The sequence below is a fragment of the Sphingomonas lycopersici genome, from assembly GCF_026130605.1.
Lineage (GTDB): Bacteria > Pseudomonadota > Alphaproteobacteria > Sphingomonadales > Sphingomonadaceae > Sphingomonas > Sphingomonas lycopersici.
Genome location: NZ_JANFAU010000008.1, coordinates 110,935 through 132,147, shown reverse-complemented (window position 1 = coordinate 132,147; position 21,213 = coordinate 110,935). Strand labels below are relative to the sequence as shown.

At 67.3% G+C, this 21,213-nt stretch carries 22 protein-coding genes; 11 read left to right on the top strand and 11 right to left on the bottom strand.

The features are described from left to right. Positions 1 to 24: 24 nt before the first annotated feature. From moaC to NED98_RS16230, 4 genes are read right to left on the bottom strand one after another with little or no spacing between them, the layout of a single operon-like run. Positions 25 to 507: a cyclic pyranopterin monophosphate synthase MoaC gene (gene moaC, locus NED98_RS16245; RefSeq protein WP_265313669.1), complete on the bottom strand. Its 483-nt coding sequence runs from the start codon at positions 505 to 507 to the stop codon at positions 25 to 27. Further along, positions 504 to 1,283, bottom strand: coding sequence for an indole-3-glycerol phosphate synthase TrpC (gene trpC, locus NED98_RS16240; protein WP_265313668.1), 780 nt, complete (start codon positions 1,281 to 1,283; stop codon positions 504 to 506). The genes moaC and trpC overlap by 4 nt, the downstream gene beginning before the upstream one ends. Continuing rightward, complete coding sequence (trpD, locus tag NED98_RS16235) at positions 1,280 to 2,269, bottom strand: anthranilate phosphoribosyltransferase (protein WP_179512125.1); 990 nt, start codon at positions 2,267 to 2,269, stop codon at positions 1,280 to 1,282. The genes trpC and trpD overlap by 4 nt, the downstream gene beginning before the upstream one ends. After that, entirely contained in the window at positions 2,266 to 2,832 is a 567-nt protein-coding gene (locus tag NED98_RS16230) for an anthranilate synthase component II (RefSeq protein ID WP_265271482.1), read from the bottom strand. The genes trpD and NED98_RS16230 overlap by 4 nt, the downstream gene beginning before the upstream one ends. Positions 2,833 to 2,967: 135 nt before the next feature. On the opposite strand from NED98_RS16230, the gene NED98_RS16225 reads away from it, so the two are divergent. From NED98_RS16225 to NED98_RS16195, 7 genes are all read left to right on the top strand, one after another. Continuing rightward, entirely contained in the window at positions 2,968 to 3,453 is a 486-nt protein-coding gene (locus NED98_RS16225; protein WP_179512123.1) for a hypothetical protein, read from the top strand. Between the two features lie 311 nt (positions 3,454 to 3,764). Continuing rightward, positions 3,765 to 5,702, top strand: coding sequence for a heme lyase CcmF/NrfE family subunit (locus NED98_RS16220; RefSeq protein WP_265313667.1), 1,938 nt, complete (start codon positions 3,765 to 3,767; stop codon positions 5,700 to 5,702). Further along, on the top strand, positions 5,699 to 6,226 hold the full coding sequence (locus NED98_RS16215; RefSeq protein WP_265271487.1) for a DsbE family thiol:disulfide interchange protein: 528 nt from the start codon (positions 5,699 to 5,701) through the stop codon (positions 6,224 to 6,226). Before NED98_RS16220 ends, NED98_RS16215 begins: the two co-directional genes overlap by 4 nt. Beyond that, complete coding sequence (locus NED98_RS16210) at positions 6,223 to 6,639, top strand: cytochrome c-type biogenesis protein (RefSeq protein ID WP_265313666.1); 417 nt, start codon at positions 6,223 to 6,225, stop codon at positions 6,637 to 6,639. Before NED98_RS16215 ends, NED98_RS16210 begins: the two co-directional genes overlap by 4 nt. Before the next feature lie 204 nt (positions 6,640 to 6,843). After that, positions 6,844 to 8,055, top strand: a complete 1,212-nt coding sequence (locus tag NED98_RS16205; protein ID WP_265271490.1) for an LLM class flavin-dependent oxidoreductase — start codon at positions 6,844 to 6,846, stop codon at positions 8,053 to 8,055. Then, positions 8,052 to 9,122 carry a zinc-binding dehydrogenase gene (locus NED98_RS16200; RefSeq protein ID WP_265313665.1) on the top strand — a complete coding sequence of 357 codons (1,071 nt, stop codon included), beginning with the start codon at positions 8,052 to 8,054 and terminating at the stop codon, positions 9,120 to 9,122. Before NED98_RS16205 ends, NED98_RS16200 begins: the two co-directional genes overlap by 4 nt. An 11-nt stretch (positions 9,123 to 9,133) precedes the next feature. Continuing rightward, a complete protein-coding gene (locus NED98_RS16195) occupies positions 9,134 to 10,471 on the top strand; it encodes a cytochrome P450 (protein ID WP_265313664.1) in 1,338 nt (445 codons plus the stop codon). A 114-nt stretch (positions 10,472 to 10,585) separates the two neighbouring features. Here NED98_RS16195 and NED98_RS16190 read toward each other — a convergent pair whose 3' ends face one another. Then, a complete protein-coding gene (locus tag NED98_RS16190; protein WP_265271496.1) occupies positions 10,586 to 10,966 on the bottom strand; it encodes a VOC family protein in 381 nt (126 codons plus the stop codon). A gap of 326 nt (positions 10,967 to 11,292) precedes the next feature. Between NED98_RS16190 and cysQ the strand changes: the two genes are divergently transcribed. Then, positions 11,293 to 12,129 (top strand): 3'(2'),5'-bisphosphate nucleotidase CysQ, encoded by an 837-nt coding sequence (cysQ, locus tag NED98_RS16185; protein WP_265271498.1) that lies wholly within the window; start codon positions 11,293 to 11,295, stop codon positions 12,127 to 12,129. A gap of 384 nt (positions 12,130 to 12,513) precedes the next feature. Next, on the top strand, positions 12,514 to 13,098 hold the full coding sequence (locus NED98_RS16180) for an opacity protein (protein WP_265271502.1): 585 nt from the start codon (positions 12,514 to 12,516) through the stop codon (positions 13,096 to 13,098). Positions 13,099 to 13,305: 207 nt separating this feature from the next. Here NED98_RS16180 and NED98_RS16175 read toward each other — a convergent pair whose 3' ends face one another. Further along, on the bottom strand, positions 13,306 to 13,545 hold the full coding sequence (locus tag NED98_RS16175; RefSeq protein ID WP_265271503.1) for a hypothetical protein: 240 nt from the start codon (positions 13,543 to 13,545) through the stop codon (positions 13,306 to 13,308). Between the two features lie 84 nt (positions 13,546 to 13,629). On the opposite strand from NED98_RS16175, the gene NED98_RS16170 reads away from it, so the two are divergent. Continuing rightward, positions 13,630 to 14,055, top strand: coding sequence for an ExbD/TolR family protein (locus tag NED98_RS16170; protein WP_179512112.1), 426 nt, complete (start codon positions 13,630 to 13,632; stop codon positions 14,053 to 14,055). 198 nt (positions 14,056 to 14,253) lie between these two features. Here the strand turns inward: NED98_RS16170 and NED98_RS16165 are convergent, their stop codons facing one another. From NED98_RS16165 to NED98_RS16145, 5 genes are all read right to left on the bottom strand, one after another. Then, positions 14,254 to 15,312 (bottom strand): ribonucleotide-diphosphate reductase subunit beta, encoded by a 1,059-nt coding sequence (locus NED98_RS16165; protein WP_179512111.1) that lies wholly within the window; start codon positions 15,310 to 15,312, stop codon positions 14,254 to 14,256. A gap of 55 nt (positions 15,313 to 15,367) precedes the next feature. Continuing rightward, positions 15,368 to 15,565: a hypothetical protein gene (locus NED98_RS16160; protein ID WP_179512110.1), complete on the bottom strand. Its 198-nt coding sequence runs from the start codon at positions 15,563 to 15,565 to the stop codon at positions 15,368 to 15,370. Then, entirely contained in the window at positions 15,562 to 15,906 is a 345-nt protein-coding gene (locus NED98_RS16155) for a hypothetical protein (protein ID WP_265313663.1), read from the bottom strand. The genes NED98_RS16160 and NED98_RS16155 overlap by 4 nt, the downstream gene beginning before the upstream one ends. A gap of 373 nt (positions 15,907 to 16,279) precedes the next feature. Beyond that, positions 16,280 to 17,593: an ABC transporter ATP-binding protein gene (locus NED98_RS16150; RefSeq protein ID WP_265313662.1), complete on the bottom strand. Its 1,314-nt coding sequence runs from the start codon at positions 17,591 to 17,593 to the stop codon at positions 16,280 to 16,282. Between the two features lie 17 nt (positions 17,594 to 17,610). Then, entirely contained in the window at positions 17,611 to 19,359 is a 1,749-nt protein-coding gene (locus NED98_RS16145; RefSeq protein WP_265313661.1) for an ABC transporter permease, read from the bottom strand. 649 nt (positions 19,360 to 20,008) lie between these two features. Here NED98_RS16145 and NED98_RS16140 point away from each other — a divergent pair. Continuing rightward, on the top strand, positions 20,009 to 20,983 hold the full coding sequence (locus NED98_RS16140) for a phosphatase PAP2 family protein (RefSeq protein WP_265313660.1): 975 nt from the start codon (positions 20,009 to 20,011) through the stop codon (positions 20,981 to 20,983). Positions 20,984 to 21,213 lie beyond the last annotated feature (230 nt).

Here is a 21,213-nt window from a genome sequence, read left to right as displayed (position 1 = left end):
TTTCCGATCCGCGCATCGCCCGATTCAGGCGTCGCCGGTCTCCGCCCGCCAATCCCCCGATCGCCCGCCGCTCTTGGCGAGCAACCGAACGCCGTCGATCCGCATCGCGCGGTCGAGCGCCTTGGTCATGTCGTAGATTGTCAGCAGAGCGACCGAGACCGAAGTCAGCGCTTCCATCTCCACCCCGGTCTTGCCGTCGGTCGCCGCGGTCGCGGTGGCTTCGACATGATCCGCGCCGACCGTCAGATCGAGCGACACGCGGGTGAGGGGGAGCGGGTGGCACAAGGGGATCAGCTCGCTCGTCCGCTTGGCCGCCATGATCCCCGCAACCCGCGCCACCGCGAGCACATCGCCCTTGAGCGCGGCGCCGTCGCGGATCGCGGCGACGGTTTCGGGGGACATCAGGATGCGGCCGGTCGCCACCGCCTCGCGCCGCGTTACTTGCTTGTCGCCCACATCGACCATATGCGCCGCGCCGGCATCGTCGATATGCGTGAGCCGCGTCATCCGATCAGCGCCCGCGTCGCCGCCTCGACATCGGGCTGGCGCATCAGCGATTCGCCGATCAGGAAACAGCGCACGCCATGCGCGGCCATCGCATCGAGATCGCCGCGGGTGGTGAGCCCGCTCTCCGCGACGAAGGTGCAGCCCGCCGGCGCGCGGCCGACCAGTTCGTAGGTCCGCGCGAAATCGACCGTGAAATCGCGCAGGTCGCGGTTGTTGACGCCGATCAGTCGCGACTTGAGCTTGAGCGCGCGCTCCAGCTCGTCGGCGTCATGGACTTCGACCAGCACGTCCATCCCGCGCTCGATCGCCGCCGCTTCGATCTCGGCCAGCGCCACATCGTCGAGCGCCGCCATGATCAGCAGGATCGCATCGGCGCCGATCGCGCGCGCTTCCGCCGCCTGCCACGGGTCGACCATGAAATCCTTGCGCAGCACCGGCAGGTCGCACGCCGCGCGCGCCGCGACCAGATAGGCCTCGCTGCCCTGGAAATAATGCGCGTCGGTCAGCACCGAGAGGCACGCTGCCCCGCCGGCCTGATAGGCGCGGGCATGCGTCGGAGGATCGAAATCGGCGCGGATCAGCCCCTTCGAGGGGCTCGCTTTCTTGATCTCGGCGACGAGGCCGTAACCCGGCGCGCGATCGAGCGCGGCGCGGAACCCGCGCGGGGCGGTCTGCTCGCCCGCGCGCGCATCGAGATCGCCGAACGACGCCTTAGCGCTGCGGCTGCGCACCTCGTCGCGCTTGGTGGCGAGGATCCGGTCGAGAACGTTGCTCATGCCCAGGCGATCCAGCGGTCGAGCAGCGCATTGGCGGCGCCTGAATCGATCGCTTCCGCCGCGCGCGCCACACCCGCGGGCAGCGTCGCGCCGTCGAGCGCCAGCGCGGCGGCGGCATTGAGCAGCACCGCGTCGCGATAGGCGCCGCGCTCGCCGCCGAGCAATCGGCGCAGGGCAGCGGCGTTATAGTCGGGGTCGCCGCCGTGGATCGCCGCGATCGGGTGACGCGGCAGCCCGGCGTCCTCCGGGGTGATGCGATCGGGCAGCGCGACCGCGCCGACCGATACCGCGATCGTCGGCCCGGCGCCGGACACTTCGTCGAGCCCTTCCTCGCCCGAGACGACCAGCGCCGCCTCCGCGCCCAGCTCGGCCAGCGCGGCGGCATAGACCGGGGCGTAGTCAGGGCGGGCGATGCCGATCAGCTGGCGGCCGACCCGCGCCGGATTGGCGAGCGGCCCCATCAGGTTGAAGATCGTGCGCTTGCCGATGTGGCGGCGGATCGGGGTGATCCGCTTCATCGCCGGGTGGTGATTCGCGGCGAACAGGAAGCAGATGCCGAGCTCGGCGAGCGTCTCCTCGGCGCACGCCCCGGCGCGATCCATATCGAGCCCGAGCGCCTCGAGCGTGTCCGCCGCGCCGGCCTTGGACGAAGCGGCGCGGTTGCCGTGCTTGGCGACCGGGACGCCGCACGCTGCGACGACGAGGCTGACCGCGGTGGAGACGTTGAGCGTGTGATGCCCGTCGCCGCCGGTGCCGCAGACGTCGATCGCATGCGCGGGGGCGTCGATCGGGATCAGTCGTTCGCGTAGCGCGCGTGCCGCCTCGGCGATCTCGATCTCGGTTTCGCCGCGGTCGCTCAGCGCGATCAGGAAATGCGCGATCGCTTCGTCGCTGGCGCCGCCGTCGAGGATATCGGCAAAGGCCTGCGCGGCACCGGCGCGATCGAGCGGCGCGGCGGGATCGGGCAGCGGGCCGAAATCGGTCATGCCCCGGTCGTCTTCAGGAAATTGGCGAGCAGCGCGTGGCCATGTTCGGTGGCGATGCTTTCCGGGTGGAATTGCACGCCGTGGATCGGCAGTTCGCGGTGGCGCAATCCCATCACCGATCCGTCGGGCGCAGTGGCGTTGACCAGCAACGTATCGGGCACGTCCTCGACGATCAGTGAGTGATAGCGCGTCGCGGTGAATGGCGAGGGCAGCCCGGCGAATATTCCGGTGCCGTCGTGGGTGACCGGGCTGGTCTTGCCGTGCATCAGCCCGCCGCGCACGACATGTCCGCCGAAATGCTGGCCGATCGACTGGTGCCCCAGGCACACGCCGAGCAGCGGGCGGCGCGCCTCGGCGCAGGCGGCGACGAGATCGAGGCTGATCCCCGCCTCGTTCGGGGTGCACGGGCCAGGCGAGATCAGGAAGCCGGTGGCGTTGCTCGCCAGTGCCTCGGCGGCGGTCAGCGCGTCGTTACGCACCACGCGCACCTCGGCGCCCAGCTCCATCAGATAATGGACCAGGTTCCAGGTGAAGCTGTCGTAATTGTCGACGACAAGGATCATTACAGCGCCGCCTTAGGGGGCAAAGTCAGTTACGGCAACGACTGTTGCTGCAACGAAACATCGGGTAATCCGAAGGCTACGTTCGGCCGGGATACAAGCCCCGCAGGGGACGTTAGGATATAACAGGAGTCTCGCATGTTACGTCCCCTGATCACCGTCGCCCTCGCCGTGCTGCCGGCCGCGGCGCTTGCGGCGCAGGCAAGCCAGCCCGCGCCCGCCAAGGCGCCGGCGGAGACGGTGCATCAGGAGGCGCAGGCCGAAACCGGGCAGCCGCCGAAGCGGATTCGCAGCGTGACGTTGAGCGGCACCGAGAAATGCCCGCCGTCGACCTCGACCGAGGTGGTGGTGTGCAATCGCATCGACCCCAACGAACAATATCGCGTCCCCAAGGAATTGCGCCGCCCGCCCGAAGTGCCGGCGAAGAACCAGAGCTGGGTCAACCGCGCCCAGCAACAGGATGAGGTGGGCCGCACCGCGGGCGGCTTGCCCAATACCTGTTCGGCGGTCGGCACGGGCGGGCAGAGCGGCTGCGCGCAGATGAATGCGCGGCAATGGTATCTCGAGCGGCAGGCGATCAAGCGCGCGCAGCAAGAGGGCACGAATCCGCCGCCGCAGGATTGAGGCCGCTTGCGTCCCCGCGAAGGCGGGAGCCCATCGGGGGTAACGCCTTCGCGGGAGCACAATTGAGAGAGGGTGGCCCCGGGCTATTATACATCGTCATGCCGGGCTTGACCCGGCATCCAGAGTCTCAGGCGGTGTCCTTTGTGGCTCTGGATGCCGGGTCAAGCCCGGCATGACGGATAAGAGGCGAAGGCGGCGGATGAAGATTGGCGGCTTGTGTCGCGAGGCATCGTGCCGCAAGAGCGGCGACCGATGCGTCCTGATCGTCAACGCCCCATGATGTCCGCCGCACCCGTGCGGAGCGACCGCGCGTGACCGCCGAAGCCGGCCTCGCCGCTTTATGGCTCGCCGCCGCGCTCGCCGGGCTGCAATTGCTGCTCGCGGGGCTTGCGGTGAAGCGCGGCGAGGCGACCCTGCTCGGCGCGGTCCGCCCGGTGGCGATCGTGCAGGGGATCATGGCGCTGATCGCGATGGGCGCGTTGATCGCGGTGTTCTGCGCCTCCGACATGTCGGTCGCGCTGGTGGCTGAGAACAGCCATTCGGCCAAGCCGATGCTGTACAAATTCGCCGGCGCCTGGGGCAATCACGAAGGCTCGATGCTCTTGTGGGTCACGATCCTCGGGCTCGCCGGGGGTGCGGTGGCGCTGTTCGAGCGGCGACTCGACGAACGCACCTTGATCGCCACGCTCGGTGGGCAGGCCGCGATCGCGCTCGGCTTCTACGCCTTCCTGCTGTTCGCCTCCAACCCGTTCGGCCGCGCCGATCCTGCGCCGCCCGACGGGGCGGGGCTCAACCCGTTGCTGCAGGACCCCGGCCTCGCCTTCCACCCGCCGACGCTCTACATCGGCTATGTCGGCCTGTCGGTTGCTTTCTCCTTCGCGATCGGCGCCCTGGTGACGCGCGACGTCGGCCCGGCCTTCGCGCGCGCGATGCGGCCGTGGGTGCTGGGGGCGTGGATCTTCCTGACGCTCGGCATCACCGCGGGCAGCTATTGGGCCTATTATGAGCTCGGCTGGGGCGGCTGGTGGTTCTGGGACCCGGTGGAGAATGCCTCGCTGATGCCGTGGCTCGCCGCGACCGCGCTGCTCCATTCGGTCACCGTGCTCGCGACGCGCGACGGCCTGCGCGCCTGGACGGTGATGCTCGCGGTGGTCGCTTTCTCGATGTCGATGATCGGCACCTTCCTCGTCCGTTCGGGCATTCTCACCAGCGTCCACGCCTTTGCGGTCGATCCCGAGCGCGGGGCGTTCATCCTTGCCTTGCTGGCGATCTATATCGGCGGCGCGCTCGCGCTGTTCGCGTTGCGCGTCGGCACGGTGCGGGCGGGCAACACCTTCGAATTCCTCAGCCGCGAGGGCGGGCTGGTGATCAACAACCTGTTGCTCTCGGTGATCCTCGGGCTGGTGCTGATCGGCACCTTCTACCCGATCGTCGCGGCGGCGATGGGGACGCAATTGTCGGTCGGGCCGCCGTTCTTCGATGGCACCGCGGGGCCGATCGCGCTGGTGCTGGTCGCGGTGATGGCCGCCGGGCCGCTGCTGCGCTGGCGCCGCGACGATATGCAGGCGGTGCTCGAACGGCTGATGCTGCCGATCGCCGCGACTTTGTTCGCGGGCGCCGGGGTGTTCGTGCTGTCGTCCAAGCCGGTCGGCGCCTTGTCGCTCGCCGGGCTGGCGCTCGCGGCGGGGCTGGCGGTGGCGAGCGTCGCGCCCTTGTGGAAGCGCGATCTGCGCCGCGCGCCGCTGTTCCTCTACGGGATGGTCGTCGCGCATCTCGGCATCGCGGTGACGCTGGCCGGCATGGCCGCCTCGACCACCTGGACCGAGGAGCGGCTGGTCGCCGCGCGGGTCGGCGAGCCGGTGCAGGTCGGCCCGTTCAGCGTCACCTTCGAAGGGGTGAATCCGGTGCTCGGCGCCAATTGGTCGGCGCTTGAGGCGCGGCTCGCGGTCCAGCGCGGCGAGGATGGCGCGACCTTCTATCTCCGCCCGCAATCGCGCTTCTTCGCCAACCCCGTCACCAACACCAGCGAGAGCGCGATCGCGACGACGCTCGACGGCCAGCTCTACACCGTGCTCGGCCAGCCCGATAACGCCGGGCGCTGGCAGCTGCGCTTGTGGTGGAAGCCGTGGGTGACGTTGATCTGGCTCGGCGGGGCGATGGTCGCGATCGGCGGGGCGCTGTCGATGCTCGGGCATATCCTGCGCGAGCGTCGCGCGACGCGGCGTGCGATGGAGGCGGCCTGGGCATGAGGCGCTGGTTGCTCTGGCTGCCGCTGCTCGCGCTGCTGGTCGTGCTCGGGTTCGCCGCGCGCGAGCTGATGAAGCCGGCCGATCGCACTGTCTATTCGGCGATGGTCGGCCAGCCGGTGCCCGATTTCGCGCTGCCGCCGCTCGTTCCGGGCAAGCCGGGGGTCGCCGCTGCCGAATTCCGTGCCGGCCAGCCGCGGCTGATCAATATCTTCGCGAGCTGGTGCATCCCGTGCATCGCCGAAGCGCCGCAACTGATGCGGCTCAAGGAAATGGGGGTGCCGATCGAGGGGATCGCGATCCGCGATACCCCGTCGGCGGTGACCGCGTTCCTCGCGCGCAACGGCGATCCCTATCGCGCGATCGGCGACGACAAGGTGAGCCGCGTCCAGCTCTCGCTCGGCTCGTCGGGGGTGCCCGAGACGTTCATCATCGACGGGCAGGGCAAGATCGTGAAGCAGCATGTCGGCGATATCCGGGCCGACGAGGTGGACGCGATCTATCAGGCGTGGCGCGCCGCGCGATGAGGCGTGCCGCGCTCCTCGCGCTGTTGCTGTGCGCCGCGCCGGCTGCGGCGGATTCGGGGCTGCCGCCCGCTGCCTTGGCCTATACCCAATTGCCCGATGCCGCGCAGGAGGCGAAGGCCAAGGCGCTGATGGAAACGGTGCGTTGCGTCGTCTGCCAGGGCCAGTCGATCGCCGACAGCGACGCCGATATGGCGGGCGACATGCGCGCGATGATCCGCCAGCGCATCGCCGCGGGGGAGACGCCCGCGCAGATCCGCAAATGGCTGATCGCGCGCTACGGCGATTATATCACCTACGATCCGCCGCTTTCGGCGGTCACCTTGCCCTTGTGGCTGGCGCCGCTGGTGCTGCTCGGATTGGGCGCGTGGATCGCGCGCGCGAGCTTCCGGCGGCGGCGGAGAACGAACGAGTAGAACCACCTCTCCCCATTCGGGCTGAGCCTGTCGAAGCCCTGCACTTTCTTCCTCGCAAAGAAGGGCGACCCTTCGACAAGCTCAGGGCGAACGGGGAGAGTTTGCGTCCTCCAATTTAGCCCGCACGAATAAGCTGGATTCCGCCCCGACTCTCCCATAGCCTGCGTCGCAGAACAAAAGTTATGTAGCAAGGAGAGACGCTTCATGGGCGAGAAGCTGCGATTCGGCACGTTCATCGCGCCGTTCCACCCGTTGCGGGAGAATCCGACTCAGGCGATCGAACGCGATCTCGATCTGGTCGTCCATCTCGACAAGCTCGGCTATGACGAAGCGTGGATCGGCGAGCATCATTCCGCCGGCTATGAGCTGATCGCCAGCCCCGAACTCTTCATCGCCTTCGCCGCCGAGCGGACGCGCAACATCCGGCTCGGCACCGGGGTGTCGTCGCTGCCCTATCACCACCCGCTGATGCTGGCGGACCGCATCAACCAGCTCGATCACATGACGCGCGGGCGGGTGATGTTCGGGGTCGGGCCGGGGGCCTTGCCCTCCGACGCCTTCATGATGGGCATCCCGGTGGCGAAGCAGCGCGACCGGATGGACGAGGCGCTCGACGTGCTGGTGCGGCTGCTGCGCGGCGAGACGGTGACGCGCAAGACCGACTGGTTCGAGCTCGCCGAAGCCAAGTTGCAGATGACGCCCTATACCCGCCCCTCGGTCGAGATTGCGGTGGCGAGCCAGGTGTCGCCGACCGGCGCGCAGGCGGCGGGGCGCAACGGGGTCGGCATCCTGTCGATCGGCGCGACGCAGACCGGCGGGTTCAACGCGCTCGCCTCCAATTGGGCGATCGCCGAAGATGTCGCGCGCGAGAACGGCAAGACGATGGACCGCGGCCGCTGGCGGCTGGTCGGCCCGATGCACGTCGCCGCGACGCGCGAGGAGGCGCGCGCGCAGGTGCGCTTCGGGATCGAGGACTGGCTCTATTATTTCCGCGAGGTCGCCGCGCTGCCGCTCGCCCCGACCGAGGGCGATCCGATCGATGCCCTGGTCGACAACGGCATGGCGGTGGTCGGGACGCCCGAGGATGCGGTTCGCCAGATCGAGCGGCTCCAGCAGCAATCGGGCGGGTTCGGCGCGTTCCTGACGCTCGACACCAATTGGGCCGAATGGGACGCCAAGAAGAAATCCTACGAGCTGATCGCGCGCTACGTGATGCCCAAGTTCCAGGATCTCAACATCAACCGCGATACCTCGCTCGCCTGGGCGCGCGACAACCGGCCACGCTTCATCGGCGAGGCGCAGGCGGCGGTCGGCGCGCGGGTCGCGCAGCATATCCAGCAGAAGGGCACCGAGAATATCCGCCCCGAAATCCTCGCGGCGATGGGGCTCGACAAGAAAACGGACGCCGCGGAATGAGGGCGGTCGTCCGCCGCGGCGCGTCGCTGGTACTCGATAGCGTCCCCGATCCGACGCCGGGCGCGGGACAGGTGCTGGCGCGGACCCTGTGCTGCGGGATCTGCGGCTCCGATCTTCATGCCGTGCATGCGATGGAAACAATGGTCGAACTCGGGCGGCGCAGCGGCGAGCCCGCGCTGATCGATCCGACCCGCGATATCGTCTTCGGCCACGAATTCTGCGCCGAAATCCTCGATCACGGCCCCGATACCGACCGGCGATTGAAGGCGGGGACGCGGGTCGTCGCAATGCCGGTGGTCGCCACCCCGCAAGGCTTCGAAACGGTCGGCTATTCGAACCGCTACCCCGGCGGGTTCGGCGAGGCGATCGTGCTGACCGAGCCGATGCTGCTCGCGGTCCCCAACGGCCTCGGCGACGTCCAGGCGGCGATGACCGAGCCGTTCGCGGTCGGCGAACATGCCGTGGCGGAAAGCGATGCGGGGCCGGATACCGTCAATCTCGTCGTCGGCTGCGGCCCGGTCGGGCTGGCGGTGATCGCCGCGCTCAAGGCGCGCGGGCTGGGGCCGGTGATCGCGTCAGACTATTCCCCCGCGCGGCGCCGCGTGGCCGAGGCGTTCGGCGCCGATGTGGTGATCGATCCGGCGGCGGAAAATCCGCATTCCCGCTGGAGCGCGCTGGGGGTGCCGCATTCGCGCACCGAGCGGTCGGTGCTCGCGCTGACCGGCAATACCGGCAAGCGCGCGGTGATCTTCGAATGCGTCGGGGTGCCCGGGGTGATCCAGTCGCTGATCGAGGCGGTACCGGTGGGGTCGCAGATCCTCGTCGTCGGGGTGTGCATGCAGACCGACGCGATCGAGCCGTTTCTGTGCATCAACAAGAGCCTCGAGCTCAAATTCGTGCTCGGCTACACCCCCGAGGAATTCGCCCGCACGCTCCATCATATCGCCGAAGGGGTGATCGACGTGCGCCCGGCGATCACCGCCGAAGTGGGGCTGGAGGGCGTCGCCGATGCCTTTCGCGCGCTCGGCGATCCCGAGGCGCAATGCAAGATGGTGGTGCGTCCCTAGGAGAGCGACACATGCGGCTGGTCAGCGATCATATCGTCGAGGGGCGCGAGGGGCCGACACTCGGCCAGGTCTATCCCACGCTCCTCGACGTCGATCTTTCGGACATCTATGCCTTCACCAAGGGGCAGCCCTGGGCGGACTATGCGCGGATGCGCGCTGAGGCGCCGGTGATGTGGCACCCGATGCCGCGCAGCGGGGTCGGCTTCTGGGCGGTGACGCGGTTCGAGGACGTCAAGCGCGTCAACGGCGATCCCGAGACGTTCAGCTCCGAAAAGGGCGGCATCCTGATGGCGCTGGGGCCGGAGGAGACGCGCCACCCGACCTTGTTCTCCGCCTCGACCAATTCGATGATCAACCTCGATGCGCTGCCGCATCGCCAGCTCCGCAAGGAGCATATGCCCTATTTCACCGCGACCTATATCAGGGGCCTGCGCGAGCGGGTGGCAGGGGAGGTGACCCGGCTGCTCGACGCGATGGCGCCGCTCGGCACCTGCGACATGGTCGAGAAGTTCAGCCAGCGGCTGCCGATCTTCACTTTGTGCGAGATGCTCGGGGTGCCCGAGGCGGATCGCGAGCGCTTCATGGGCTGGATCCATTTCCTCGAAATGGCGCAGCAGGTGGCGATGGAGCAGATCGACCAGCTCGACGGCCTGTCCGAACCCAGTCCGCAGATCGCGGCGTTCATCGAGCTGTTCAACACCAATGTCGCGGATATGTTCGATTACGGCCGGCATATGCTCGCCAAGCGTCGCGCCGATCCGCAGCCCGATCTGATGAGCGCGATCGCCAATGCGACCGTCGACGGCGAGCATTTGCCCGATCCCTATCTCGACGGCGCGTGGCTGCTGATCGTTTTCGCCGGCAATGATACGACGCGCAACTCGCTGAGCGGGGCGATGAAATTGTTCACCGAAAATCCCGATCAGAAGGCCCGGCTACAGGCCGACGGCACGCTGTTGAGCAATGCGGTGCACGAGATCACGCGGATGGTCTCCCCCGTCATCTACATGCGCCGCACCGCGACGCGCGATACCGAGATCGGCGGGCAGCGCATCGCCGAGGGCGAGAAGGTGATCATGTATTATGGCGCGGCCAATCGCGATGATGCGATGTTCGCCGATGCCGATCGCTTCGATATCACCCGCGCCAATGCCGAGAAGAATATCGCCTTCGGCTACGGCCCGCATATCTGCATCGGGCGGATGACCGCGCAATTGCAGCTCGAGGAAGCCTATCGCCAGATCTTCGCGCGCTTCCCCGATATCCGCTGGACCGGCGAGATGGATATCGCGCCGAACAATTTCGTCCATGCGGTGCGGCGGCTGGAGGTGGCGTTTACGCCGGCGTGACCGAGGTCAAGTCAGGGGCTCCCCTCCACCGTTCGGGCTGAGCCCGTCGAAGCCCTGCACTTTCTTCGCGAGGAAGAAGGGCAGCCCTTCGACAAGCTCAGGGCGAACGGGGACTTACGGCATACGGTGGAGCGCGCAGAGCTTGTTGCCGTCGGGATCGCGCAGATAGGCGAGATAGAGGTTCATCCCGCCGCCCGAGCGGACCCCGGGCGCATCCTCGATCGCGGTGCCGCCCGCCGCGACCCCGGCCTGGTGCCACGCATCGGCCTGCGCCGGCCCGTCCATCGCGAAGCCGATCGTGCTGCCGTTGCCGTGCGTCGCGGCTTCGCCGTCGATCGGCTTGGTGATCATGAAGATACCGCCGTTGTGCAGATAGACCAGCCGGCCCTTCTCGTCCTGGATGCCCGGCTTGCCGCCGACCGCGCCGAATACGGCGTCGTAGAATTTGCGCGAACGATCGAGATCGTTCGAACCGATCATCATATGGCTGAACATCGTGCCTCTCCCTAGAAAACGCGAGTCGCGGGATGTTTCCCGGAGCTTCCGGCATAGGCGCGATACGCGCCACGGCAAGCGATATCGCGGTAGGAGAAATAGTTGCTGGCGTGCGAGCAGCGGCGAGGATTAGAGCGGCTCGATCGAACCCTTTCCGTCACCGGCCTTGAGCCGGGGTCCATCGGGAGGCAAAGGCTGGACAAGAGGTTCTTGCCGCTGAGCATGCGGCACGATGGACCCCGGCTCGGCCTGCCCTGAGCGCCTGCCTTGCAGGCAGTCGAAGGGCCGGGGTGACGGTGTGGTGGGCGCAGAGGAAGATCGCGAATATGACGGGCAAGGCAGCGATTGACGGGCTGGATCGCGGCGTGCTGCTCGAGGCGCTGATCGCATTGGCGGAGGCCGCCGGGGACATCGTGTGGCGGCATTTCGTCGAGGGCGCGACGGTCACGATCAAGCCTGACGAATCCCCCGTCACCGCCGCCGATCACGCCGCCGAGGCGGCGATCCTTGCCGGGCTTGCCGAGGTTGCCCCGCATATCCCGATCGTCGCCGAGGAAGAGGCCGCCGCCGGGCGCGTGCCCGATGTCGACGGCGCCTTCTTCCTTGTCGACCCGCTCGACGGCACCAAGGAATTCATCCGGCGCGGCAATGATTTCACGGTCAATATCGGGCTGATCGAACAGGGCGCGCCGACGATGGGGGTGGTCTATGCCCCCGCGCGCAACGCGCTTTATTGGGGCGACGCCACGATCGGGCAGGCGTGGCGCGCGGATCGCGCACCGGACGCGCCACGCGCCGCCGAGCGCAGGATCGCGGTGCGCGATCCGCATACGCCACCCTGTGCGGTCGCGTCGCGCAGCCACGCCGATCCGGCGACCGCGGCGTGGCTCGACGCTGGCGGGATCTGCGATTGCGTGTCGGTCGGGTCGAGCCTGAAGTTCGCGCTGGTGGCGAGCGGCGAGGCCGATGTCTATCCGCGCACCGGGCCGACGATGGAATGGGATACCGCCGCGGGCGACGCGCTGCTGCGAGCGGCCGGCGGCACGACGCTGGATCCCGACAACCGTCCGTTCCGCTATGGCAAGCCGGGGTTCCGCAACACCGGCTTCGTCGCGGCGGGGCGCTACCGCCCCGCGCCGCTGCGGCCGTTCATCCGCGATTGAGATCGCCCGGCAAAGTTCACGAAGTTCACACGAGTGAAAGCTCTCTCCCCTCCCTTCACCAGGGAGGGGGCGGGGGCGGGTTGGTGTGGGGGGCACCGGATCGCCAGCCTCATACCCACCCACCCCCAGCCCCTCCCTTCACCAGGGAAGGGGAGTAGGTAAGCGGGCGCGCCCGCCGCCGGCCATGCGCTTGCCCGATCCCCGCCGCAATTGGTTCATCGCAGCGAAAGAAACCGTGACATCAACGCAACAACCGCGGATTTCGGCCGGTTTTTTCGGTTTGCGGTGCAACAAATCGGGTGGCGGGCGGGTTCGATCAGTCCCGGTGCAGGGCGATGTGCTCGCCCCAGTATCCACCAGGGAAGGAGTAAAAGAGGTTTAGTCATGCGTAAATTCATGCTGTCCGCCGCGGCCGTCGCCGCGACCTTTGCTGCGCTGCCGGCGATCGCGCAGGATCAGGCCAGCGCGCCGGCACCCGACACCGACCGCGCCAACCGCATCGAACCCTATTTCGGCGTGATGGGCGGCTGGGAAGGCTTCGACAACCAGCCGAACAAGGCCGGGATTCCGCCGGTCGCGTCGTCGGACAAGCTCAACGGCGGGCTGGTGCAGGCCGTGGCCGGGGTCAACGTCCCGGTCGGGCCGGTGTTCGTCGGCGCCGAGGGTAATGTCGCCAAGGGCTTCTCGGGCGATATCAATTGGGAATATGGCGCCGCGGGCCGCATCGGCGTGCGCGCCGGGCATAGCGGGCTGATCTATGGCAAGGTCGGCTATCAGTGGGTCAATTTCGACAAGCGCGTCGATACCGATCGTCACTATAACGACTGGACCTATGGCATCGGCTTCGAAGTCGGCCCGCGGGATCTGGGCGCCCAGAGCGACGGCGGGATCCGCCTGCGCGGCGAGGTTTCGACCTTCGGCAATTTCCACAGCTTCCGCCCGATGATGGGTCTGGTCAAAGCGTTCTGAGGTAACGTCATGCCGGTTCGCGCACGCGTAGCGTAACTGTGCGCGCATGACGGAAGGGCGGGGGCCGGCGACGGTTCCCGCCCTTTTTCAATATTGTGCGTTCAATCCAGACCATTCCGTTCGCCCTGAGCCTGTCGAAGGCCGTCCTGCCGTCCGAGAGGTGGGGCTGCCCTTCGACAAGCTCAGGGCAACGGGTCATATGTCGCCCTAACGCCCCATCGCATTGGCGAGGGTGGCGAGGTCGCGCTGGTCGACCGCGCTGCCGGTCGCGTCGGTCGCCTCGGTCGCGGCATTGGCGGTCGTCGCGTTGGCGGCGGCGTGGCCGCCCGGTTTGACCCCGGCCACCTCGATCGCGAACCACAGGATCCCGGCGGCCCACCACAGGGCCGCCCAACGGCTGCGGAACAGGCGCGGCGTCGGCAACATGCCGGCGATGATGCGGGGCAAAGGTTAACGCGCGGTGCGCGGGGACGCGCTTGACGAGGCGCAGGATGTGTGATGGTATTTCATTACATATCGAGGGGATGTGCTATGCGCCGAGTCCGTTCGTTTGCGTCGCCTGTCGTTGCCGAGGAACCGATCGGGACGATCAACACCACGCCGCTGATCGACGTGATGCTGGTGTTGCTGATCATGTTCGTGATCACCATTCCGCCGATGCTCAATCAGGTGCCGATGGAATTGCCGCAGCCGGCGCCTGCGCGCACGCTGCCGATCACGACGCACCGGCTGGAATTGCTGAGCGACGGCGGGTTGCGGCTCGACGGGGCGGCGGTGGATCAGGCCGGATTGAAGGCGAGGCTCGCGCTATTGCGTGCCGATCCGCAGAATTCACTGGTGATCCGCAGCGACGCCGCGACGCGCTACGGCCTGTTCGTCGAGACGCTCGCGACGGTGAAGCGCGCGGGGATCACCCGGCTCGGCTTCGAGGGAAATGCGCAATTCGCGCGGGAGTGAGTGGCTGACGCTGAAGCATGACCACCTATCCTCCGTTCGCCCTGAGCTTGTCGAAGCCCTGCCTTTTTCTTCGCAAGGAAGAAAGACAGCCCTTCGACGAGCTCAGGGCGAACGGATTTTATGGCGCCTCCTGCTTTAACGCCTGGCGTTCAGCGAAATCGAACGAGCGAGGGGCGGCACGCGCCGCCACTCGCGGGCTCACTCCGCGGCGACGCCGGCCGCCGAGAACATATCGCCTTCGCCGCCCGAGGCATCCTCGTTCGCCGCCTTGCCGGCCTTGGCCTTCTGGCGCGTGTCGAAGCTGTCCCACACGTCGGACCATTGGCCGCGGGTCGCCGCCTTCGAATATTCGGTCGCGCGGGTCTCGAAGAAATTGGCGTGCTCGACCCCGTTGAGCAGCGGGGTGAGCCACGGCAGCGGGTGTTCGTCGATCATATAGATCGGCTTGAGCCCGAGCTGCCCCAGCCGCCAGTCGGCGATGTAGCGGATATATTTCTTGATATCCTTGGGCGCCATGCCGTTGACCGGCCCCATCTCGAACGCGAGGTCGATGAAATTATCCTCGAGCCGCACGGTCGTCTGGCAGACGTCGGCGATATCGTCCTTCACCGCCTTGGTCAGGCAACCGCGCTCCTTCACGAAGGTGTGGAACAGGCGGATGATCCCCTCGCAATGCAAGCTCTCGTCGCGCACCGACCAGCTGACGATCTGCCCCATACCCTTCATCTTGTTGAAGCGCGGAAAGTTCATCAGCATCGCGAAGCTGGCGAAGAGCTGCACCCCCTCGGTGAACCCGCCGAACATCGCCAGCGTCCGCGCGATATCCTCGTCATTCTCGACCCCGAAGCGCTGGAGGTAATCGTGCTTGTCCTTCAGCTCGGCATAATCGAGGAACGCGCCATATTCGCTTTCCGGCATGCCGATCGTGTCGAGCAGATGGCTGTAGGCGGCGATATGCACCGTCTCCATGTTGCTGAACGCGGTCAGCATCATCTTGATCTCGGTCGGCTTGAACACGCGGCCGTATTTCTCGTGGTAGCAATCCTGCACCTCGACGTCCGCCTGGGTGAAGAAGCGGAAGATCTGCGTCAGCAAATTGCGCTCGTGATCGGTCAGCTTCTGCGCCCAATCGCGGCAATCCTCGCCCAGCGGCACTTCCTCGGGCAGCCAGTGAAGCTGCTGCTGACGCTTCCAATATTCGAACGCCCACGGATATTCGAACGGCTTGTACTGTTTGGAGGCTTGGAGGAGGGGCATGGGGATTACTCCGAGAGAAATTCGAACATAGGAAGAAAGGCAGGGGAACGGCGCATCACGTCAGCCCGCCGCGCCACATTGCGGTGGCGCTCATCGCGAGCACCGCGCCGGCGGCGAGTGCCATGATCCCGGTCATGCGGAAGACATAGACCTTGGCCGGCCCGCTCGGCCGGATCAGCGCGAGCAGCAGCCCCGCGCCGGTCAGCGCCAGCACCACGGCGACGGCATACATGATGGCGACCTGGATCGTCACCGGTTGCGCCATTTCACGACGGTGACGGTGCGCGTCTTGCGCGCGCCGACGCCGAAGAAGACGATCCCGACGAAGAAGCCGAAATCATACCAGCCGCCGTTGTTGGGCACCGCATAGACCGCGACATCCGGCATGAACAGCGAGAGCACCCACGCCACCGGGAAGATGAAACCGTGCCACAAGCCGAGCAGGAACCCGGGCGTATCGGCCGCGTGGTTCACCGCCGACGGCACCTGATGCGCGCAGGCGGCGAGCGACAGCGCGAGGAGCGGCGGCGCGAGGCGACCCAGCCCGTGAAACGGACGCGTCGATGCGACTGCGGCGAAATTGGGCATACGCATTTTCTGTCGCTTTCCCAATGACCTGCCCCCCGGCGGACGAAGGGAATATCCCGACGTCCCTGCCACCGGATGGAGCTTAACCCGACCGGCCCCCGCGTCCAATGCCTAAAAGGATCGGCTCACCGATTTTTTCTGGGGATAACACTATCCCTAGTGGGCGAACGCGGCGCACAGGCGCGATATAGCCGGTACGGTCTATATATTCCCGATTTGTTCCAGGATCAAGGGCGCGCCCCTTCCTCTCCCCTCCCTGGAGAAGGGAAGGGAGGGGGTGGGGGGCGGGTATGGGGGCACCGATACGCTTCCTCGCAGGCCAACCCATCCCCGACCCTCCCTTGTTCAAGGGAGGGGAGAAGAAGAGCGGCGAAGGAGATCAGATCGGATTGTCGAGGCTGAATTCGTCCGCATCCTCGTCATAGGCGAACAATTCGGCATAGCGGCACCAGTGCGTCACCGCGCGCAGCGTCTCGTCGGCATAATCGGGGGACATATGGTCCTCCAGCTCGTCGCGGAAGCGCCGCGCGGGGGCGGTGTGGCTCGGGCGTTCGTCGAGGATGCGGCGGATGTGCTGGGCGAGCGGGACATGCTGGACCAGCGCCTGCGCGAAGATCGCCTTGCGCGCGTCGGTATCGGCCTGGGCATAGCGCCGCGCCGCCGGGGTGAGCAAAAGATCGCCCCCCGACAGATCGGCGAAGCGCATCAATTGCAGCGTTTCCGCCATCGGGAACAGGTCGTCGATCTCGAGCTGGAGCTGATCGGACAGATCGGCCATCGCCGCGCGGCCGTCGAACGGGGTGGCGTCGACCTCCTCGATCAGCCCGGCGAGCGCGTTGGTCGAGACGACCGGCAGCACCATCGAGATGCCCGTGCCCGGGAACAGCCCGTCGCGCGCCGGTTGCGCCACGGTGCGCGCGGTCATGCGGGCATAGATATCCTCGACCAACGCGCGGAACGCCGGATCGAGCCGGTCGCGCGGCTGGGGTAGATCGACCTTGATCTCCGCCGCGATCCGCCCGGGATTGGAGGCGAAGACAAGGATGCGGTCGCACATCAGCACCGCTTCCTCGATATTATGGGTGACGATCAGGATCGACTTGATCGGCATCCGCCCTTCGGACCACAGATCGAGCAGATCGGTGCGCAGCGTCTCGGCGGTCAGCACGTCGAGTGCGGAGAAGGGCTCGTCCATCAGCAGCAGCGAGGGATTGACGACGATCGCGCGCGCGAGGCCGACGCGCTGGCGCATCCCGCCCGACAATTCCTTGGGATAGGCGTTCTCGAAGCCGTCGAGCCCGATCAGGTCGATCGCGGCCAGCGCACGGGTGCGGCGCTCCTCGGCGGGGACGCGCTGCGCCTCCAGCCCCAGTTCCACATTTTGCAGCACGGTAAGCCACGGGAACAGCGCGAAGGTCTGGAACACCATGCTGACGCTCGGGGCGCTGCCGTCGAGCTGCGGCTCGAAGCGGATCTCGCCCTCGCTCGGCGCGATCAGCCCGGCGATCGAGCGCAGCAGGGTCGACTTGCCCGAGCCCGAGCGGCCGAGCAGCCCGACGACCTCGCCCTCGTTGAGCGTCAGATCGACATTGTCGAGCACCAGAAGGTCGCCGGTGCTCTTGCCATAATGGTGGCGGACCCCCGCGACGGTGACGAGCGGGGCGGCGGCGGGGAGGCGGGCGAGGGTGGCCATGATTGCGTCTCCTCTGGTCAGCCGAGCCGCAACCGGCGGTCGGCATAAGCGTAGAGCGGCCGCCACAGCAGCCGGTTGAACCCGATGACGAAGATCGACATCACCGCGATGCCCAGCGTCACGCGCGGGAAATCGCCATCGGCGGTGGCCTGCGCGATATAGGCGCCGAGCCCGGTCGCGGTGAGCTTCTGATTGCCCCACATCACCAGCTCGGCGACGATGCTGGCGTTCCACGACCCGCCCGAGGCGGTCAGCGCGCCGGTGACATAATAAGGGAAGATGCCGGGGATCGCGAGGCTGCGCCACCATTGCCAGCGCCTCACGCCGAACATCCCCGCCGCCTCGCGCAGATCGTTGGGGATCGCGCTCGCGCCCGCAATGACGTTGAACAGGATATACCATTGCGTCCCCAGCACCATCAGCGGCGACAGCCAGATATCGGGGTTGAGGTGCCAGTGGACGATCGCGATCACCGCGAACGGGAACAGCACGTTGGCGGGAAAGGCGGCGAGGAATTGCGCGACCGGCTGGAGCCGCTCGGCCCAGCGCGGGCGCAGCCCGATCCACACCCCGATCGGCACCCAGATCAGGCTGGCGAGCGCGATCAGCACGAGCACGCGGACCATCGTGATCACCCCGAGCCCGAAGGCGCGCAGCACGTCGCCGGCCGACAGATTGTGCGCGACATAGCCGGCGATCAGCCACACCGCCCAGCCGACCGCGCCGGCGACCAGCGCGAGCCACAGCCAACGGCCGACGTCGCTACGCTCCGTAGGTTCGCGTCGCGCGCGTTGCGCCACACGGCGATCGAGCGTCATCAGCGCCTGCCCCAGCGCGGTCAGCGGGGCGAAGATCACCGGCAACAGCCGGGTGCGGCGGAACAGGTCATAGGCCCAGGAGCGCGGGCGGTGCGCGCTCGCGGTCTGCTCGAAGCGGAAGCGATCGGCCCACACCACCACCGGGCGGAACACGAACTGGTCGTAGAGCAGGATCACCACCGCCATCGCCGCGACCGCCCAGCCGACGCTGACGAAATCCTGTCGGTCGATCGCCAGTGCGAGGTACGAGCCGATTCCGGGGAGCATGATCCGCGTATCGCCGACGCTGATCGCCTCCGACGCGACGACGAAGAACCAGCCGCCCGACATCGACATCATCGCATTCCACACCAAGGCCGGGGTGGCGAAGGGCAGGTCGAGCCGGATGAAGCGCCGCCACGGCGAGAGCGCGAAACTGTCCGCGACTTCCTCGAGGTCGTTGGGCACCGAGCGCAGCGACTGATAGAAGCTGAACGCCATGTTCCACGCCTGGCTGGTGAAGATGGCGAAGATCGCCGCCAGCTCGACGCCGAGCTGGCTCGCCGGGAACAGCCCCATGAAGAAGGTGACGGTGAAGGTGAGGAAGCCGAGGATCGGCACCGATTGCAGGATATCGAGCGCGGGGACGATCACCATCCCCGCGCGCCGGCTCTTGGCGGCGAGCGTCGCGACGACGAAGGTGAAGACGAGGCTCGCGCCGAGCGCGGCGAACATCCGAAGCGTGGTGCGCAGCGCATAGCCCGGCAGATTGGCGGGATCGAGCGTCACCGGCGCGATATGCAGCCGCGACAGCGGGGCGATCATCCCCTCCGCGCCGCGGATCACCAGCACCGCGCCGCCGGCGAGCAGCAGAAAGGCGATCGCGTCGGCCCAGCTCGGCGCGACTCTCCCGCGCCATTGGCGCGACAGGCTCAGCAGGCCGCGTGCGGTCTGTGGTACGAAATCCATGTCTCACCTCGTTGGGACGCCACCGGCGGTGCCCTTGGGCGAGACTGACGCGATCAGGCCCGGCCGGGCGCCTCCGATGGCGCGTACAATCGACTTTTACTGTCGCTTGGCATTGCGTTGCGGGTTCCTGATCTGCCGGCGGGGAGCGCCGACGCGGCCGCCCCTGCGCCCGGCGCGCGGCCGAGTCAACCGGGGAGCGGCGATGTTTTCGCGCGACGGGCGGGTGTCGCCGCCATGTCACAGCGATGCAACGAAGTGGTGCTTAACAGGCTGTTTTGCGGTGGACGGAGTCTTTTCCGGGTGACAATAGGCTGCGCCGCGCGCATTCACCCGACAGAAACCATATCGGGCCGAGGCGGACGCCTCCTCAGGGCCCAAACTCACTCAGGACAACCCCGTGACGGAGCGGATTTTGGCGCCAGGCAAGGAGCAAGGAGGGAGCGATGCTGATGCATCGTGACCGACGAGGGACGCCGCATGGCGTCAAAAGCCGCCCGCCGCAGGGCGGTCGCCCGGAGAAGTCCGCTGGACGGCGTCGCTTGCTTGCGCGTAGCATCTGCTACGCGTCTGCGCTGCGCTCCTTGCCAGCGGACTTCTCCGGGCGATCACGGGGCTGTCCTGAGTGAGTTTGGACCCTAGGGCGCTGCCGTTGAAGTCATCCACATCCGCCATTGCGCCGCTGCGGCCCACGCAGGCGCAGGACGCGCTGGCATTATCGACTTCCACTTCCCCGCGAGGCTATGGCTGGGCGCTGTTCGCCTGTCTCTTTGCCGGCTTCGCGGCGCTCACCGCGATGATGTACGCCGCCGGGCTGGTGATCGATCCGGCGAGCCGCGGCATCCTGCCTTATTACGTTGTCGCCGCGGTGCTGATCCCGTTGCGGCTCGGTGCCGGGCGGTGGATCCCGCGTTACGGGCAGGCGATCGCCGATTGCGCCGAATCCTACGGCGCCTTCATGCTCATCGCGCTGACCGGGGCGACCGCCGCCTATCCGATCGCGGCGCTGACCAGCGGGATGCACGATGCCGCGCTGCAACGCATCGACGCGGCTTTGGGGTTCGACTGGCTCGCCTGGTATCGGCTGGTCGCCGATCACCGCCCGCTGCAATGGCTCGGGCTGGCGGCGTATCGCAGCATCTATCTCACCCCGGCGATCCTGCTCGGCTGGTTCGCCTGGACCGGGGAGCGCGCCGCGGCGCATCGCTTCCTGCTGACCTTCTGGGTCGCGGCGATCCTGACGCTGGCGCTCTATCCGCTGATGCCGGCGATCGGGCCCCTGTCCTACCTGTGGCACGGCCCGCTGCCTTATCTGCCCGAAAGCGAGCAATGGCAGCAGTCGCTGATCCCCGCGCTGCGCGCGCATCAGGTGCATTGGGTCGATCTCGGGCATTTGCGCGGGATCGTCTCGGCGCCGAGCTTCCACACCGCGGCGGCGGTGCTGTATATCGCCGCGGCCTGGCCGCGCCGCGAATTGCGCGCGCCGATCGTCGCGCTCAACGTCGCGATGCTGCTTTCCACCCCGGTGGAGGGGACGCATTATCTGGCGGACATGCTGCTCGGCGCGGCGGTCGCGGTGGTCGCGATCCTGGCGATGCGGGTGATGCTGCCGGCGGAGAGCGACTGAGCGGTTTCGGTTAAATCGGAACCACCTCCCCGTTCGGGCTGAGTTTGTCGAAGCCCTGTACTTTTCTTCGCAAGGAAGAAGGGCAGCCCTTCGACAAGCTCAGGGCGAACGGGTTTTGCTTAAACGTCATTCCCGCGAAGGCGGGAATCCATTCTGGCTGGCCCATGCGATAGAAACGCGACGGCAGCGCGAATGGATTCCCGCCTTCGCGGGAATGACGGAATAGGGGG